Raw genomic sequence first — 16,263 nt, 5'->3', positions numbered from 1 at the left:
ACACGCCATGACCGCCTCCTCCGCCCTCGCCGACCGACTCGGACTGCCGTCCGGAGCCAGGGCGGTCATCCTCAACGCCGACGACTTCGGGATGTGCCATGCCGCGAACGCCGCGATCTCCGTTCTCCTCGTGCGCGGCCGGATCGACTCGGCGACGGTGATGGTGCCCTGCGCGTGGTCCCCGGAAGCGCTCGCCTTCGCCGCTGCCCACCCGGACCTCGACGTGGGCGTGCACCTCGTGCTCACGAGCGAGTGGCGCCGGTACCGATGGCGTCCGCTCACCGGGGCCTCGACCCTGGTCGACGCCGACGGCTACTTCCCCGCCGACGTCGCGACGGTGGAGCAGCACGCCTCCGAAGCGGACGTCGCGGCCGAGATCGCCGCCCAGCTGCAGACCGCGCTCGATGCCGGCGTCGACGTGACCCACCTCGACAACCACATGGGCTCCGTCTACGGGCTGCTGACCGGCCGCGACTTCCTGCGCGCCGTCTTCGAGCTCGCCGCCCGGCATGGCCTCCCCTTCCGCCTGCCCCGCGAGATGGAGGGGGCGGACGCCGATCCGATGCTGCAGGCGAAGCTCACCGAGGCCGCGGCGGTGGCCGATGCGTTCGGCGTCGAGATCGTCGACCGGCTGTGGACGCACCCGTTCGAGCTGCGCGGCGAGGGCACCGCCGACGAGGAGTCGTACGAGCAGGTCCGAGACGGCTTCCTCGCGGTGCTGCGCGCCGTTCCGCCCGGGGTCACCGAGATCTACCTGCACCCGATGGCCGACGGCGAGGAGCTGCGCGCGGCGGTGGACTTCGCGGCGGCCAAGCGCGGCTACGAGCTGCGGCTGCTCGACGACCCTCTCGTGCAGCAGACCATCGCCGAGGAGGGCCTGGTCCGCGTCGGCTGGCGCGCGCTGCGGGAACTACAGCGGGGAGACGCCCGATGACGACGCTCGGCGAACGGCTGCGCGACCGCCGTCTCGACGCCGCTCCCACCCGCTCCCAGACCATCGCCTTCGGGGCCTCGGGGTTCCCGACGCAGTTGATGACGCAGACGTTCTCGGCGTTCGTCGTGTACTTCTACGTCTCGCACCTCGCCGTCCCCGCGGGGTGGGTGGCGGCGGCGATGATCGCGCACGGCATCCTCAACGCGGCGCTCAACCCGGTCGTCGGGGCGCTCTCCGACCGGATCCGCACGCCGTGGGGCCGCCGCATCCCGTGGATCGGGCTCGGCATCGTGCCGCTCGTCGTCGCCTTCGCCCTCGTCTGGATGCCGCCCGCGCTCCCGGCGGCCGGGCTCATCGTGTGGTTCCTCGTGGTCGTCGCGGTCTACGACATCGCCTTCGTCGTGGTGGTGCTGAACATCTCCGCGCTGTTCCCGGAGATCTTCCGCACCACGGAGGAGCGCGCCCGCGGGAACGTGCCGCGGCAGATCTTCGCGATCCTCGGCATGGTGCTCGGCACGGCCGGAGCCCCCGCGCTCTATGACGCGATCGGCTGGCCGGGGATGGCGCTCGTGCTGTCCGGTGTCTGTCTCGTGCTGCTCGCCTGGTCGTTCCTCGGCGGGATGATCGAGCGCCGGGTGCCGGAGGCCGCCTCCGAGGCGATGCGCTGGCGGGATCAGCTCGTCTACACGTTCCGTAACCGCGCCTTCGTGCCGTACGTGCTGGGCTCGCTCTGCGTGCAGACCTCGATCGCCGTGATCCTCGCCGCCGTCCCCTTCTACGTCCGTTACTCGCTGGGGGCGGCCGAGGGCGAGGGGAGCCTCCTGCTCGGCGCCATCTTCCTCACGGCGATCCCGTCGATCGTGCTGTGGAGCGCGGTGGTCCGGCGCACCTCCCCGCGCACGGCCCTGCTCTGGAGCGTCGGGGTGTTCGGGGTCGCGGTGCTCGGGTACCTCATCCCGACCTCCGTGGGGGCGGCGGCTCTCGTCGGGATCGCGGTCGGGGTCGGCGTCGGCGGGCTGCTGCAGCTCCTCGAGGTCATGCTCGCCCAGATCATCGACGACGACGCGCATCGCACGGGCCACCGCCGCGAGGGCGCCTACTTCGGCGTGAACGGCTTCGTCGTCCGCGGCTCCGTCGTCCTCCAGGCGATCGTCGCCGCGGCCGTGCTGACCGCGACCGGCTTCGACGCCGAGCTCGGCGACGCGCAGCCGGAGGCCGTCGACGGCGGCATCCGGCTCATGCTGGCGGTCATCCCGCTGGCGTTCACCGCCGTCGGATGGCTGTGCTTCTGGCTCTACCCGCTCCGCACCCGCGACGTGTGAGGTCAGCCGGCGGCGCGGCGGGCCTCCCAGCCCGTGCGCACCATCTCGTCGACCGTGTAGCGCATGGTCCAGTCGAGGTCGCGGGCCGCGAGCTCGCCGGTCGCCACGATCCGATCCGGGTCGCCGGGGCGGCGAGGGCCGATCTCCGGGGTGAAGTCGATGCCGGTGACGCGGGCGACCGCATCCATGATCTGCTTCACGCTGAGGCCATCGCCGGAGCCGAGGTTGTACGCGGGCTCGATCGGAGCACCCGAGGCCAGGCGCTGCGCCGCGGCGACATGGGCGGCGGCGATGTCACCCACGTGCACGTAGTCGCGGACGTTCGTGCCATCAGGGGTGTCGTAGTCGTCGCCGAAGATCTTGGGAGTGCGGCCCTCGATCAGCGCCTCGAAGACGATGGGGAAGAGGTTGTGGGGGCTGACGTCGTAGACCGTCGGGTCGGCCGAGCCCACGACGTTGAAGTACCGCAGCGAGGTGTGGCGCAGCGGGCGGTCGGAGTCGGCGGTGGCGATCGCCTGATCGCGGAGCAGCCATTCTCCGATGAGCTTCGACTCGCCGTAGGGGCTCGCGGGCCGCTTGGCGGTGTCCTCGACGACGAGGGAGACGTCCGGGGTGCCGAACACGGCCGCCGAAGACGAGAAGACGATGTTCGCGACACCCGCCGCCGCCATCGCCTCGAGGATGATCCGCGTCCCCTCCACGTTCTGGGCATAGGTGTGCAGCGGGCGCTGGACCGAGACTCCGGCGTACTTGTAGCCCGCGACGTGGATCACGCCCTCCGCCTCGTGGGTGCGCAGCGTCTCCTCGACGAGGGCGCGGTCGAGGATGCTGCCCCGCACGAACGGCACGCCCTCCGGCACGAACGAGGCCACGCCGCTGGACAGGTCGTCCAGCACGACGGGGGAGAGGCCGGCCTCCGCGAGGGCGCGGATGACGTGGGCACCGATGTAGCCGGCGCCGCCGGTGACGATCCAGGACATGCGTTCCTCTCCTGCCGCGGCGGTGGCGGCTCGACCCTTCATTGTGTCAGGCGTCGCGGCGCGGACCTGCGGACGGGCTGACCTCGAACAGGTGCGGGGCGACGAAGCCCTCCGCGGCGAACCGCCCCCGCACCGCATCGGCGAGGTGGGGCACGGCGTCGCGGTCGACGAGGGCGATCGCGGCACCCCCGAACCCGCCGCCGGTCATGCGTGCACCCACCGCGCCCGCGGTGAGGGCGGTCTCCACGGCGGCGTCGAGCTCGGGCGTGGAGATCTCGAAGTCGTCGCGCATCGACGCGTGGGACGCGACGAGGAGGTCGCCGATGCCGCGTGCGCCCGCGGTGCGCAGCGTCGCCACGGTGTCCTGCACGCGCTGGTTCTCCGTGACGATGTGGCGCACGCGGCGGAAGGTCACGTCGTCCATCAAACTCTCGGCGCGGGCGAGGTCGGCCACGGCGACGTCGCGCAGCGCGGGCACGCCGAGGATCGCGGCTCCGCGTTCGCATGCGGCGCGGCGTTCCCGGTAGCCGCCGGTGGAGTGCGCGTGCGTGACGCGGGTGTCCATCACGAGCACCGCGAGGCCGGCGTCTGCCATGCCCAGCGGCACGACCTCGGCGGCGAGGGAGCGGCAGTCGAGGAAGATCGCGGCGTCGGGCTCCCCGAGCATCGAGGCCATCTGGTCCATGATGCCGGTGGGCGCGCCGACGGCCTCGTTCTCGGCCGTCCGCCCGACGCGGGCGAGGGTCACGGCGTCGAGACCGGTGTCCCAGAGCTCGTTCAGTGCCGCGGCCGTCGCGCCCTCGATCGCGGCGGACGACGAGAGCCCGGCGCCGACCGGGACGTCGGAGGCGATCGCGATGTCCAGGCCGGAGACCGCGGTCATGCCGGCCACTGCACGGAGCGCCCAGGCGACGCCCAGCGGGTAGGCGGCCCACTCCGGCACCGCGGGCTCCGTCCCGGGCGGGGTGGGGAAGAGGCGGTCCAGCTCGTCGAGGTCCACTTCCACTGGCTCGTCCGCGAAGGTCGAGGCGACGCGGAGCCGACCGTCGGCGCGACGACCGACCGCGGCGACCGTCCGCTGCGGGATGGCGAACGGGAGCACGAAGCCGTCGTTGTAGTCGGTGTGCTCGCCGATGAGGTTCACGCGTCCCGGTGCCGACCACACGCCGTCCGGGGTGCGCCCGGCGAGAGCGGCGAAGAGCTCGGCGGCGGCGTCGTGTGCGGAGGTCATGCGGAGGCTTCCTGATCGGTGCGGGCGAGGGCTTCGCGGAGTCGGGCGGCGCCCTGCTCGGGCGCGACCTCGGCGGCCCACGCCCACATCGCGGCCTCGGAACCCGCGAGGAACTTGAGCTTGTCGGCGGCGCGGCGCGGGCTCGTGAGCTGCAGGTGCAGGCGCACGGTGTCGCGGCCGACGTGGACGGGGGCCTGGTGCCAGGCGGCGATGTACGGCGTCGGACTGTCGTAGAGCGCGTCGACGCCGCGGAGGAGGCGGAGGTAGAGCGGGGCGAGCTCGTCGCGCTCCTCCGCTGTGGTCTCGGCGAGGTCCGGCACGTGCCGATGCGGCATGAGATGCACCTCGAGCGGCCACCGCGCCGCGAAGGGCACGAACGCCGTCCAGTGCTCGCCGCGGAACACCACCCGCTCGGACGCCTGCTCCTCGGCGAGGATGCGGGCGAAGAGGTCGGGCGGGGTGCGGTCGACCGCGTCCAGCACCCGGGCGGTGCGTGGGGTCACGTAGGGGTACGCGTAGATCTGGCCGTGCGGGTGGGGGAGCGTGACGCCGATCGCCTCGCCCCGGTTCTCGAACGGGAAGACCTGCTGGATGCCGGGGAGGGCGGACAGGGCGGCGGTGCGGTCGGCCCAGGCCTCGATCACGGTGCGGGCGCGGGTCTCGGTCTGCGTCCCGAAGGAGCCGGAGTGCTCGGGGCTGAAGCACACGACTTCGCAGCGGCCGACGGCGGTACGGGTGCGCCCGAGTCCGAGGGCCGCGAGGTCGTCGAGGCCGCGCGGGGGGTTCGTCGCCCCGGGGGCGGGGCCGACCGGCTCGGCAAGGGCGGGGCCGAACGCGGGGGAGCGGTTCTCGAACACGGCCACGTCGTACCGGGACGGCACCTCGGAAGGATTCCCCGGCGTCTGCGGCGCGAGCGGGTCGGCGTCGGCTCCCGGCATCATGACGCGGTTCTGGCGGTTGGCGGCGACGGTGATCCAGTCGCCCGTGAGCACGTCGAGCCGCATGGTCGCGGTGTCCGGTCGAGGTGCCAGGGTGCGGGCGTCGACCGACCGCTCGGCACCCAGAGTGGTGTCCGGATCGTCGTAGTAGATGAGGTCACGGCCGTCGGCGAGGGTCGTCGCGCGTTTGACGACGCCGGCGCCGAGAAGCTCGGTGCGGATCTCAGGAGATTCGGGCGTGTTCACGTCAACATGCTAAGTGGGGCGCCGTGCTAACGTCAACATCACTGAGTTGTGAACGGAGGATCCGTGGTCGAGAAGCGCCCGATGGCGACCGCTGCTCGCGTCTCCATGGCGACCGTGGCGGCGCGTGCTGGCGTCTCCGGGCAGACCGTGTCCCGCGTCGTCAACGGCAGCCCGCGCGTCGATCCGGACACCCGGGCGCGGGTCGAGGCCGCGATGTCAGAACTGGGATACCGGCCGCACCGGGCCGCGCGGGCCCTGCGCACCGGCCGCAGCCACACCATCGGCCTCGTCGTGACCACCCTCGCCACGGTCGGCAACTCGCGCATGTTGCAGTCCACGGCCGAGGCGGCGGCGGAGCGTGGCTACGCGCTCACGGTCGTCACGGCCGCGGACGGACTGGATGCCGCGTTCGCCCGGCTCGCCGATCAGGGCGTGGACGGGGCTGTCGTGCTGAACGAGGCGTCCGCGCTCGTCCCCGCCGCGACCCTGCCGCCGGAGCTGCACCTCGTCGTCGTGGATGCCCCCGCCGGCGCCGGAGTGGCCGTGGTGCACAGCGATCATGCCGCGGGAGCGCAAGCCGCCACCCGCCACCTCCTCGATCTCGGGCACGAGACCGTCCACCACCTCGCGGGACCGGCGGGCTCTTTCGCCGCCGCCGAGCGCGAGCGGGGCTGGCGCGAGGCCCTGGCGGATGCCGGCGTCCTGCCACCGCAGGTCGTGCGCGGGGACTGGAGCGCGGAGTCGGGCTTCGCCGCGGCTGCGGCCCTGGCTGGGGCGACCGCGGTGTTCTGCGCCAACGACCAGATGGCGCTCGGGCTGCTGCGGGCCGTGGCGGAGTCCGGGCGCGCGGTGCCCGGCGACGTCAGCGTGGTGGGCTTCGACGACATCCCGGAGGCGGCGAACTTCCTCCCGCCGCTCACGACCGTCCGGCAGGACTTCCCGGCGCTCGCGCAGCGGGCGGTCACCGCCCTCATCGCGGCTGTGGAGGGCGACGGGACGGCAACGGATCCCGCAGTACCCGTGGTGGTGCCGACCCGGCTCGTGGAGCGGGCGAGCACGGCACGCCGCTGACGACGCTCAACCGCGGGGCAGGAACTCCTCGGGGTGAAGGGTCGTCGCGGCGCCGTCCGGCCACGACACCGTCACATCGTCCTGCCGCAGATCGAGCCGGGGAGCCCCGGGCGAACTCCCGAGCAGCACGCCCGCCGCGATCCAGGCGTCGGGCCGCACCGCCGCGGAGAGCCACGGGGTGGCGGTCTCCGGGCCGAGCGGCGTCACGTCCCGCTCCCGCCGGACGCCTGCGGTCGCGTCGTCGAGGCCGTGGAGGCCGACCACCCGGCTCTGCGTCTCCCCGCCGGGAGTGAGGGCGGCGACGGCCGCGGGGCCGGTCTCGACGACGATGGGGGCGGATAGCGCCCACCCGCCGATGCGGAGGACGTCGCCGTCGTGGATCGCCCCCTCCGTCCTCGCGCCCGACCGGACCCGCACGAGCCGCACCTCCCACGGTCCGCGTACCACCGACACCACATCGACCACGGGGCCGATCGTCGTCTCGGCGGCCGCGCCGCCTCCGCCGACGTCGAACTCCGAGCGGACGCCGTCGTGCCAGTGCACGGGGCCGGAGGAACCGCCGAACGCCGTGCCGTCCGTCTCCCTCAGCATTCCCGTCAGGAAGCCCGAGCGGTGGCTCGCTCGGCCCCCGCGCACCACGGCGACCGTGCCGTCGAGCGGGTCGCGTGCCCCGGGGCCGGCGAGAACGGGGGCGGCCGCCGTGGAGTATCCGAGCTTCGCGTACAACGGCGCATCCGGCTGGTGGGCACCCGGCGTGCGGTGGTCGGTGCCGTGGTTGACCACCCGCACGATGCCGTCCGCGGTGCCCGTCGCCAGCCATCCCGGGGCGAGGAGGACGCGGGCGAACGGACCCCGATCGATCGGCAGGGGCTGCTCGACGGCGGTCCAGAACGGATGCGCGGCGGGAAGCGCGAGGGGCAGAAGGCCCTTCGCCGCCCAGTACGGGGAGCCGGGGCCGGAGTAGTCCTGGGCGAGCGGACGCCAGGGTCCGTGCCAGCCGAGAGGGAGAACTCCGGTCGCGTCCGGCGCGCCCCGGTCGGCGAAGTGCCGCACCTGCCCGCTCATCGCGCGGCGCAGCAGGCCGGGGTGGTGCCGGGACGTGCCGCTGAACGCGGCCACCCCGGCCGCGGCCGCCGTGGCGAAGCGGTAGGTGAGGCTGCGCCCCTGAAGGAGCGGTCCCCCGTCGGCGCCGACGAGGTGCAGCGCGTCGTCGAGGAACGCGTCGAGCCGGCGGCGGTACCGGGCGACCCGGTCCGTGTGCCGCGGCTCCTCGCCGACCATGTCCGCCCAGAGCAGCGGATAGAAGGACAGCGCCCAGCCGGCGTAGTGGTCGAACGACCGGGCGGCACCGTCCGCGCTCCAGCCGCCCGCGCGTTCGAAGCCGTCGAGGAGTGCGAGGTCGGCGGCGCGGTCCGCGGCGGAAGTCGGCCCGCCGACGCTCTCCAGGAACTGCTCGACGAGCACCCGGAACCACGCCCAGTTGTTCGGCGGGTAGCTGCCGCCGACGAATTTCGCGAGGTAGTCCACGGTGTGGGTCCGTGCCGTGTCGTCGAGGCGCGCCCACACCGTGTCGCGCGTGAGGTGCAGGCCCACCGCGAGCGCCGCCGCCTCGACCTTCGCCTGGTCGACCTCATCAGGGCGCGGCCACCGTTCGGCACCGTCGGGGTCGACACCGGCAGCGAGGCCCCGGGCGTACCGGTCGGCCAGCGACTCCGTGCCGAGCGGGTCGCCGGCGATGCGGAACGCGGCCAACAGGAACGTGCGGCTGAATCCCTCGAGCGCATCGACCGCCGAGCCGAAGCCACCGGGGGCGCCGGGGTAGCGGATGCCCGCACCCGCCGGGCTCGCATGTCGGGCGGCCCCGTCGAGGATTGCATCGGCCACCGTCATCAGGTGCGCACGCGTCCATCCCGTGTACGGGGAGAGCGCGCGGTCGTCCAGAGGCAGCGCGAGGAGGGTCATGCGCTGTGCGCGAGGTCGGCGCGGTGCACGGGGTGCCGCGGCGGAAGGCCGGTCACCCACGCCTCCAGCTCGTCGAGGGCGGCGTCGGCCAGCCGGTGCGCCTCGGTGCCGAGGGAGCCGGCGAGGTGCGGGGTGACCGCGACGTTCGGCAGGTGCAGCAGCGGGTGGTCGGGCGGAAGCGGCTCCGGGTCCGTGACGTCGAGGATCGCGTCGAGGCGACCGGCGGCGCACTCCGCGAGAAGCGCCTCGTGATCGAGGAGGGCGCCCCGCGCGGTGTTGAGCACCGTGGCGCCGTCGCGCAGGGCCACGAGCTGCGCGCGGCCGATCATCCCCCGCGTCGCGGGCAGGGCGGGTGCGTGCAGGGAGAGCAGATCGACGGCGGGGAGCAGGGCGTCGAGCGGGACGAGCCGGGCACCGGCCGCGGCCACCTCCTCGGGATCCGCGTACGGGTCGGCGACGAGCACCTCAAGGCCGGGGAAGGGCCGCAGCAGGTCGACGACGCGGCGGCCGATGCGGGAGAACCCGACGATGCCGACCGTGCGGTCGAGGTTGCCGATGCGCCCGCCGACGCGAGGCCCGACGCGCAGGTCGTGCTGCGCGTCGTCCGCACGGAGCGGGAGGAGGGCGCGCTTGCCGGCGAGCAGGATCATCGCGAGCGTGTACTCCGCGACCGGGGCCGCGTTGGCCTCGGCGGCCGAGGTGAGCAGGATGTCGCGCTCCCAGAACGCGTCGGACACGAGGCCGCGCACGCTTCCCGCCGCGTGGAACACCGCGCGCAGCCGGGGGAGCCGATCGAGCAGGGGCGCGTCCAGGACCGGAGCGCCCCATCCCGTCACCAGGACCTCCACGGCGGCGAGGCGGTCGTCCAGCGTCGGGGCGTCGAGAGCGGGGGCGTGTACCGGACCGCCGGGCGCGGCGAGGGTCTGCAGGCGGGCGCGCCGCGCATCGTCGAACACGAGGTCCCACGCCTCCGTCGAGAGAGCGGCGAGGACGACTGGTCGAGGGGTCATGGGTCTCCGCGGGTCTCGGGTATGCGCTTGCCGAAGCGCGCGGTTCCAGTGAAGACTGTGCGTTCGAGTGCAGGCAACGTGATCGAACCGAAACCCTGCTGATCGAACAGACTCGAACAATGAAGGCGAGAACCGGATGCTGATCCCCCGCGGCACCCTGAGCGATCTGTGGCGAGAGCACGGCGCCGTCGATCGGCCCGTCGTGCCGCCGAGCACCGACCGCGGGACATGGACGTCCGTGGCACCCGAACTCCGCGCGACCATCCTGGCGGCGGCGGACGGCGAGCGCGGCACCGCCTGGGCGCAACCGCTCCTCTCGCAGTGGGCCGCCTACGCCCGCACCGGTGACCGAGCCGGCTGGGAGGGGGCGGTGTTCCGTCGCGACCTCCGGCTCCGTCGCGCCGTCCTGGCCGCTGCCGTCGACCCGGCGGCCGAGCGGCTGGACGAGGTGGCGGACGGACTGTGGCTCCTGGTCGAGCAGTCGACCTGGTGCTGGCCCGCTCACGACGACGCGTTCGCCCGCGGGCGGCGCGCCCCCGACATCGAGCGCCGCGTCCTCGACCTCGGCGCGGGGGAGGCGGCGGCGCTGGCGGGGTGGGCAGTGCTGGTGCTCGGCGAGGCTCTCGACGCGCACGCGCCCGGTCTGGTCGCACGGGTACGGGACGAGACGGTCCGCCGGGTGCTGCGCCCGTTCGTCGACCGCCGCGAGTGGGCGTGGGAGGGGTCGGAGGAACGCGTGCACAACTGGGCGCCGTGGATCCACGGCAACCTGCTGCCGGCGGCGCTCGCCTTCGCGGACGAACCGCTGCGTGCGCGGGTGCTCGCCCTCAGCATCGACGGCCTCGATCGCTATCTCGCCCAGCTTCCCGCCGACGGCGGCATCGACGAGGGCTTCGCCTACTGGTGGCAGGGAGCGGGGCGGGCGTTCGATGCGCTCGGCCTCCTCGACGCGCTCACCGCCGGAGCAGTGGCCGCTGCGATCCGGGACGGACGCCTCGCCGGGCTGCGGGAGCTCGCCCTCTTCCCGGAGCGCGTGCAGCTCGGGGAGGGGTGGGTGGCGAGCTTCTCGGATGCGGAGGCGCGCACAGGGGAGGCCCTCCCGTGGTCCGTGCTCCACCGGGCCGCCGTCCTGTGCGGTCTGGAGGCGACGGCCGCGTTCGCCGCGCGGCACCGCCGTCCGGGGCGCGTCATCGGAGACGAGGCCGATGTCGTCGCCGGTCTCGGCCGGACGCTGGCCGAGCTGTTCGACGCCGACTGGCAGGCGGCGCATCCGGGGCCTGCGCCCCTGCCCGGGCGCGTCGAGTTCGCCTCCCTCGGCGTGGGTCTGCGCCGTGAGCGGAGCGGGGATCCGCGGGGGCTCGCGGTCGTCGTCAAGGGCGGTCGCAACGACGAGAACCACAACCACAACGACCTCGGCACGGTCGCGATCGCGGTCGACGGCGTCCCGGTCGTGATCGACGTCGGTCGGGCGACGTACACCGCGGCGACCTTCTCGGATGCCCGCTACCGCTTGTGGCACGTCACCAGCGGCTGGCACTCCACGCCGCTGGTCCGCGGGCGCGAGCAACAGCCGGGCGGCGCCTGGCGGGCCGCGGTGCAGGCGCGGAGCGACGGCTGGACCCTCGACCTCGGTGCGGCGTTCCCGGGCGGCGACCCGTGGCTGCGGACGGTGCTGCTGCGCGGTGGTGCGGTGACCGTGCGCGACGAGAGTCCGGCGCTCGCCGACCCGGCGACCCGCCTCGTTCTCGTGTGCGCGGGGACGCCCGAGGTGCACGGTGACGGCGTCCTCCTCCCGGGTCCGGAGGGGAAGCGGGGTCTGCGCATCGCCCACGATCCGGCGGACGTCGTCGTCGAGAGCAGGGCCGTGGACGATGCGCTCCTGGAGCGTTCGTGGGGGCCGGTGGTCTCGCGCGTCCTCTTCGCACCGCTCGACCGTCCGGAGCGCTGGGAGCTGCAGGGGAGGGCGGCATGACCGAGGAGCGCCCGACCCCGCGTTTCGGCCTCTCCCGCCGGGAACGGATCCTGGACGAGCTGCGCCGCACGGGGGCGGTGCGCGTGGCCGATCTCGCCCGCGACTTCGGGGTGGCGGAGCTCACCATCCGCCGCGACATCACGATGCTGGCGGACCGCGGGCTGCTGACCAGGGTGCACGGGGGTGCGGTGCTGCGGAGCGCGCTGGACACGACCGTCGCGCGGGCCGCCCTCCCCGGGCCGCAGTTCCGCATCGGGATGGTGGTGCCGTCGCTGAGCTACTACTGGCCGCAGGTGGTCGTCGGCGCCCGGAGCGCTGGGATGGAGGCGGGGGTGCAGCTCGTGCTCCGCGGGGCCAGCTACGCCGCTCAGGACCAACGCCGCCAGATCGCGGCGCTCCTGGAATCCGGAACCGTGCACGGGCTCATCGTGGCCCCCGAGACGCAGGGCGCCGATGGCCATGCGCTGCTCTCCTGGCTGGACACGCTCCCGGTGCCGGTCGTGCTCGTGGAGCGCCGGACCCCGCCGGCTCTCGCCCTCACCCGGATGCAGACCGTGGCGACCGACCACGCGTTCGGAGGCGCGCTCGCCGCCGGGCACCTCGCCGCGCTCGGACACCGGCGGGTCGGGATCCTCACCTCGCCGCAGTCGCCGACCTCCGCCGGGCTGCGGCAGGGCTGGTCGCGGGCCGTCGCCGAGCTCGGGCTCACGGTGACGGTGGACCGCGACGCGGCGCTGGACCGGATGGAGGGGGCGGTGCAGGCGGAGGTGGTCTCGGCGGTGCTCGCCGAGATCCGTGAGACGGGGGCGACGGCGCTGCTCGTGCACTCCGACCCGCAGGCGCTCCTGCTCCAGCAGCACCTGCAGGACGCGGGCTGGCGGCTGCCCGACGACCTCTCGCTCATCGCCTACGACGATGAGGTCGCCGAGCACGGGTCCCCACCCCTCACTGCGCTGCGGCCGCCGAAGCAGCACGTCGGGCGCCGTGCGGTCGAGCTCATCCGCGAGCGCCTGCGCGAGGGGGCGGCGCGGCCCGCGGAGCGCGTGGAGGTGGCTCCGGCGCTGCACGTGCGCGCCAGCACGGCCCCTCCGCGCTAGGGACGGTTGCGAGGTCGTGCGTCTCATGCCATGATCTCGGAAAGCGCTTACCAAGATTCCCCTGTCAGCGCCGACAGCTTCCACCGAGAGGAACGGACCGAGATGGCACAGGCCCCCACCCGCGAGATCGGGATCATCATGAACGGCGTCTCCGGGCGCATGGGATACCGGCAGCACCTGGTGCGGTCGATCCTCGCGATCCGCGACGAGGGCGGGATCGAGCTTCCGGACGGCACGCGCGTGACCGTGCGGCCGATCCTCGTCGGACGCAGCGAGGCCAAGCTCGCGGAGCTGGCCGCGAAGCACGGCATCGAGGACTGGACGACCGACCTCGACGCCGCCCTCGCCGACCCGCGATGGGAGATCTACGCCGACTTCCTCGTCACGAAGGCCCGGGCGTCCGCGATCCGCAAGGCCATCGCCGCCGGCAAGGCGATCTACACCGAGAAGCCCACCGCCGAGTCGCTGGACGAGGCCCTGGAGCTCGCCCGCCTCGTCCGCGACGCCGGCGTGAAGACCGGCGTCGTCCACGACAAGCTCTACCTCCCGGGGCTGCAGAAGCTCAAGCGCCTCATCGACTCCGGCTTCTTCGGCCGCATCCTCTCCGTCCGCGGCGAGTTCGGCTACTGGGTGTTCGAGGGCGACTGGCAGCCCGCGCAGCGTCCGAGCTGGAACTACCGCACGGAGGACGGCGGCGGCATCATCACCGACATGTTCCCGCACTGGAACTACGTGCTGGAGAACCTCTTCGGCGAGGTCAAGAGCGTCTACGCGCAGGCCGCCGTGCACATCGCCGACCGCTGGGACGAGAAGGGCGAGCACTACACGGCCACGGCCGAGGATACCGCCTACGGCATCTTCGAACTCGATGGCGGGGCGATCGCCGAGATCAACTCCTCGTGGACCGTGCGGGTGAACCGTGACGAGCTCGTGGAGTTCCAGGTCGACGGCACGCACGGCTCCGCCGTCGTGGGGTTGTTCGGTGCCAAGATCCAGCCGCGCAACGCCACGCCGAAGCCCGTGTGGAACCCCGACCTGGAGGACAGCCACGACTACGACGCCGACTGGCAGCAGGTGCCGACGAACGACGTGTTCCAGAACGGCTTCCGGCAGCAGTGGGAGGAGTACCTCACCTCGTTCGTCCTCGGCACGGACTACCCGTTCGACCTGCTCGCCGGCGCGCGCGGGGTCCAGTTCGCCGAGGCCGGACTCGCGTCCAGCGCCGAGGGGCGCAAGATCGTGCTCGAGCCGCTGACCCTGGACCGGGCATGACCACGCTCCGCCTGCTCGCCGCCGACGGCCGCACCGCCGACACGGAGCTCCGGGAGGCCGACGCCGTCACGCGGCCGGAGGGTCCGCTCCGCAGCCGGGTGGCCTACGCCGCCGCGCACGTCGTCCCGAAGGCGTACGCGGACAACACCCCGGGGCAGCCGGCCGACATCGACTGGGACGCGACGCTCGCGTTCCGCCGCAACGTGTACTCGTGGGGACTCGGCGTGGCCGACGCGATGGACACCGCACAGCGCAACATGGGTCTGGATGCGACGGCGGTGCGCGAGCTCATCGCCCGCAGTGCGGAGGTCGCGCGCGAGGAGGGCGGCTCAGTCGTGGTCGGGGTCAACACCGACCACATCGAGGAGGCGCGCATCCCGCTCGATCAGGTGATCGCCGCCTATCTCGAGCAGCTGCACTTCGCCGAGGAGCAGGGGGCGGGGCCGGTGCTCATGGCCTCGCGGCACCTGGCCAGGGTCGCGGAGAGCGCGGACGACTACCGCCGCGTGTACCGGGAGGTGCTCTCCCGCGCATCGGTCCCCGTCGTGCTGCACTGGCTCGGCACCGCGTTCGATCCGGAGCTGGCGGGGTACTTCGCGCCCTCGTCCTCCGGGGGGAGCGGCGGTCCCGCGTGGCAGGAGGCCGCCGAGGTGCTGCTCGACATCATCGGCGAGAACCGCGCCGCGGTCGCCGGCGTGAAGATGAGTCTGCTCGACGCGGAGTCCGAGGTCTGGGTCCGCGAGCGGCTGCCGGAGGGCGTGCGCATGTTCACCGGCGACGACTTCCACTACGTCGGCCTCATCGGCGGGGACAGTCTGACCGGGGCTGCCGCGCCCGAGGGGTCCGCGTCGCGCGGCCACTCGGATGCACTGCTCGGCGCGTTCGCCGCTCTCGCCCCGGTGGCCTCCGCCGCGATCCAGGCGCTCGACGCGGACGACCCCGAGCGGTACCTCGCCCTCCTCGGACCGACGGAGGAGCTGAGCCGGCAGGTGTTCGCGGGGCCGACCTTCTATTACAAGACCGGGGTCGCGTTCCTGTCCTGGCTCAACGGTCATCAGCCGGCGTTCCAGATGGTCGGGGGGCTGCACTCCGCGCGGAGCCTGCCGCACCTCAGCCGCATCGTCGAGCTGGCCAACGGGGCGCTCGCCCTGGAGCGGCCGGAGCTCGCGCGGGAGCGCTGGCACGGCCTGCTCCGGCTGAACGGGGTGGACGCATGACCGCCCCGCGGAGCCTGGCGGCGGAGCGCGAGTCCCGGGCGGCCGCCGTCGGGACCGTGCCGCACCCGCGGCTCTCGATCAACCAGGCCACCGTGAAGCACGCGGACCTCGCGACGGCCCTGCGTGTCACGGCGGCGGCGGGGGTCGAGGCCATCGGTCTGTGGCGGGAGCCCGTGCAGGAGGTGGGCCTCGATGTCGCCGCCCGCATGCTGACCGACTCCGGACTGCGCTTCACGACGCACTGCCGCGGGGGCTTCTTCACGCTTCCGGCAGGTCCGGAGCGCGAAGCCGCGCTCGACGACAACCGGCGGGCGATCGAGGAGACGGCCACCCTCGCGGCGGCCGGTGCGGAGGGTTCGACCGCGGTGCTGGTCCTCGTCGCGGGTGGTCTGCCCGAGGGGTCGCGCGACCTCATCGGGGCGCGGGAGCGCGTCCGCGACGCCATCGGCGCCCTCGCGGACGACGCTCGAGCCGCCGGGGTCACCCTCGCGATCGAGCCGCTGCATCCGATGTACGCCTCGGACCGTGCGGTGGTCTCGACCCTCGGCCAGGCGCTCGACATCGCCGCGGACTTCGACCCTGCCGTGGTCGGCGCTGCCGTCGACACGTTCCACATCTGGTGGGACCCGCAGGTGCTCGACCAGATCGCCAGGGCCGGACGCGAGGGCCGCATCGCCACGTATCAGGTGTGCGACTGGAAGACCCCCCTCGCCGCAGATCCCCTCCTCTCCCGGCACTATCCGGGGGACGGTGTGATCGACTTCGCAACCCTCACCCGGGCCGTGCAGGACACCGGTTACGACCGCGACATCGAGGTGGAGATCTTCCATGCCGACGTCTGGGCCGATGACCCGGCCCGTGTGGTCCGCCGCACGGCCGAGGCCTTCGCGACGGCGGTCGCCCCCCACCTGTGAGTCCGGACTCCCCGGTCCTCCGTGGTTCCGGATGCACGACGACGGCGGAGGGAACGGGCCGGAAGGGGTCGGGGGGATCGGGAGGACTGAGAGGATG

Annotated in this window: 13 protein-coding genes; 8 read left to right on the top strand and 5 right to left on the bottom strand. The window is 73.6% G+C overall.

The features are described 5' to 3' along the window. The first annotated feature begins 7 nt into the window (after positions 1-7). Together KVS71_RS11210 and KVS71_RS11205 are read left to right on the top strand one after the other, a co-directional pair. The gene (locus tag KVS71_RS11210) at positions 8-934 is read left to right on the top strand and encodes a polysaccharide deacetylase family protein (RefSeq protein WP_217584567.1); all 927 of its coding nucleotides are present in this window, start codon (positions 8-10) and stop codon (positions 932-934) included. Further along, positions 931-2,256, top strand: coding sequence for an MFS transporter (locus KVS71_RS11205; protein WP_217584566.1), 1,326 nt, complete (start codon positions 931-933; stop codon positions 2,254-2,256). Before KVS71_RS11210 ends, KVS71_RS11205 begins: the two co-directional genes overlap by 4 nt. A 2-nt stretch (positions 2,257-2,258) precedes the next feature. Here the strand turns inward: KVS71_RS11205 and galE are convergent, their stop codons facing one another. From galE to galT, 3 genes are read right to left on the bottom strand one after another with little or no spacing between them, the layout of a single operon-like run. Beyond that, a complete protein-coding gene (galE, locus tag KVS71_RS11200) occupies positions 2,259-3,236 on the bottom strand; it encodes a UDP-glucose 4-epimerase GalE (RefSeq protein ID WP_217584565.1) in 978 nt (325 codons plus the stop codon). A gap of 46 nt (positions 3,237-3,282) precedes the next feature. After that, positions 3,283-4,467: a galactokinase gene (gene galK / locus KVS71_RS11195; protein ID WP_217584564.1), complete on the bottom strand. Its 1,185-nt coding sequence runs from the start codon at positions 4,465-4,467 to the stop codon at positions 3,283-3,285. Then, positions 4,464-5,651, bottom strand: a complete 1,188-nt coding sequence (gene galT / locus KVS71_RS11190) for a galactose-1-phosphate uridylyltransferase (RefSeq protein WP_368874682.1) — start codon at positions 5,649-5,651, stop codon at positions 4,464-4,466. The genes galK and galT overlap by 4 nt, the downstream gene beginning before the upstream one ends. A gap of 81 nt (positions 5,652-5,732) precedes the next feature. Between galT and KVS71_RS11185 the strand changes: the two genes are divergently transcribed. Next, positions 5,733-6,722 carry a LacI family DNA-binding transcriptional regulator gene (locus KVS71_RS11185; RefSeq protein ID WP_254635692.1) on the top strand — a complete coding sequence of 330 codons (990 nt, stop codon included), beginning with the start codon at positions 5,733-5,735 and terminating at the stop codon, positions 6,720-6,722. Between the two features lie 6 nt (positions 6,723-6,728). On the opposite strand, the gene KVS71_RS11180 is transcribed toward KVS71_RS11185, so the two are convergent. Together KVS71_RS11180 and KVS71_RS11175 are read right to left on the bottom strand one after the other, a co-directional pair. Continuing rightward, the gene (locus tag KVS71_RS11180; protein WP_217584563.1) at positions 6,729-8,684 is read right to left on the bottom strand and encodes a DUF2264 domain-containing protein; all 1,956 of its coding nucleotides are present in this window, start codon (positions 8,682-8,684) and stop codon (positions 6,729-6,731) included. Continuing rightward, positions 8,681-9,694, bottom strand: coding sequence for a hydroxyacid dehydrogenase (locus tag KVS71_RS11175; RefSeq protein ID WP_217584562.1), 1,014 nt, complete (start codon positions 9,692-9,694; stop codon positions 8,681-8,683). The genes KVS71_RS11180 and KVS71_RS11175 overlap by 4 nt, the downstream gene beginning before the upstream one ends. 136 nt (positions 9,695-9,830) lie before the next feature. Between KVS71_RS11175 and KVS71_RS11170 the strand changes: the two genes are divergently transcribed. From KVS71_RS11170 to KVS71_RS11150, 5 genes are all read left to right on the top strand, one after another. Then, positions 9,831-11,666 carry a heparinase II/III family protein gene (locus tag KVS71_RS11170; protein ID WP_217584561.1) on the top strand — a complete coding sequence of 612 codons (1,836 nt, stop codon included), beginning with the start codon at positions 9,831-9,833 and terminating at the stop codon, positions 11,664-11,666. Beyond that, entirely contained in the window at positions 11,663-12,763 is a 1,101-nt protein-coding gene (locus KVS71_RS11165) for a substrate-binding domain-containing protein (RefSeq protein WP_060922876.1), read from the top strand. Before KVS71_RS11170 ends, KVS71_RS11165 begins: the two co-directional genes overlap by 4 nt. 102 nt (positions 12,764-12,865) lie before the next feature. Next, positions 12,866-14,035 carry a Gfo/Idh/MocA family protein gene (locus KVS71_RS11160; protein WP_217584560.1) on the top strand — a complete coding sequence of 390 codons (1,170 nt, stop codon included), beginning with the start codon at positions 12,866-12,868 and terminating at the stop codon, positions 14,033-14,035. Beyond that, entirely contained in the window at positions 14,032-15,252 is a 1,221-nt protein-coding gene (locus tag KVS71_RS11155) for a DUF993 family protein (protein ID WP_217584559.1), read from the top strand. The genes KVS71_RS11160 and KVS71_RS11155 overlap by 4 nt, the downstream gene beginning before the upstream one ends. Continuing rightward, positions 15,249-16,166, top strand: coding sequence for a sugar phosphate isomerase/epimerase family protein (locus KVS71_RS11150; RefSeq protein WP_217584558.1), 918 nt, complete (start codon positions 15,249-15,251; stop codon positions 16,164-16,166). Before KVS71_RS11155 ends, KVS71_RS11150 begins: the two co-directional genes overlap by 4 nt. Positions 16,167-16,263: the final 97 nt, after the last annotated feature.

The sequence above is a fragment of the Microbacterium sp. GbtcB4 genome, assembly GCF_019091465.1.
Classification (GTDB): Bacteria; Actinomycetota; Actinomycetes; order Actinomycetales; family Microbacteriaceae; genus Microbacterium; species Microbacterium paraoxydans.
The sequence above is the reverse complement of the archived record's forward strand: the minus strand, read 5'-3'. Positions and strand labels throughout refer to the sequence as shown.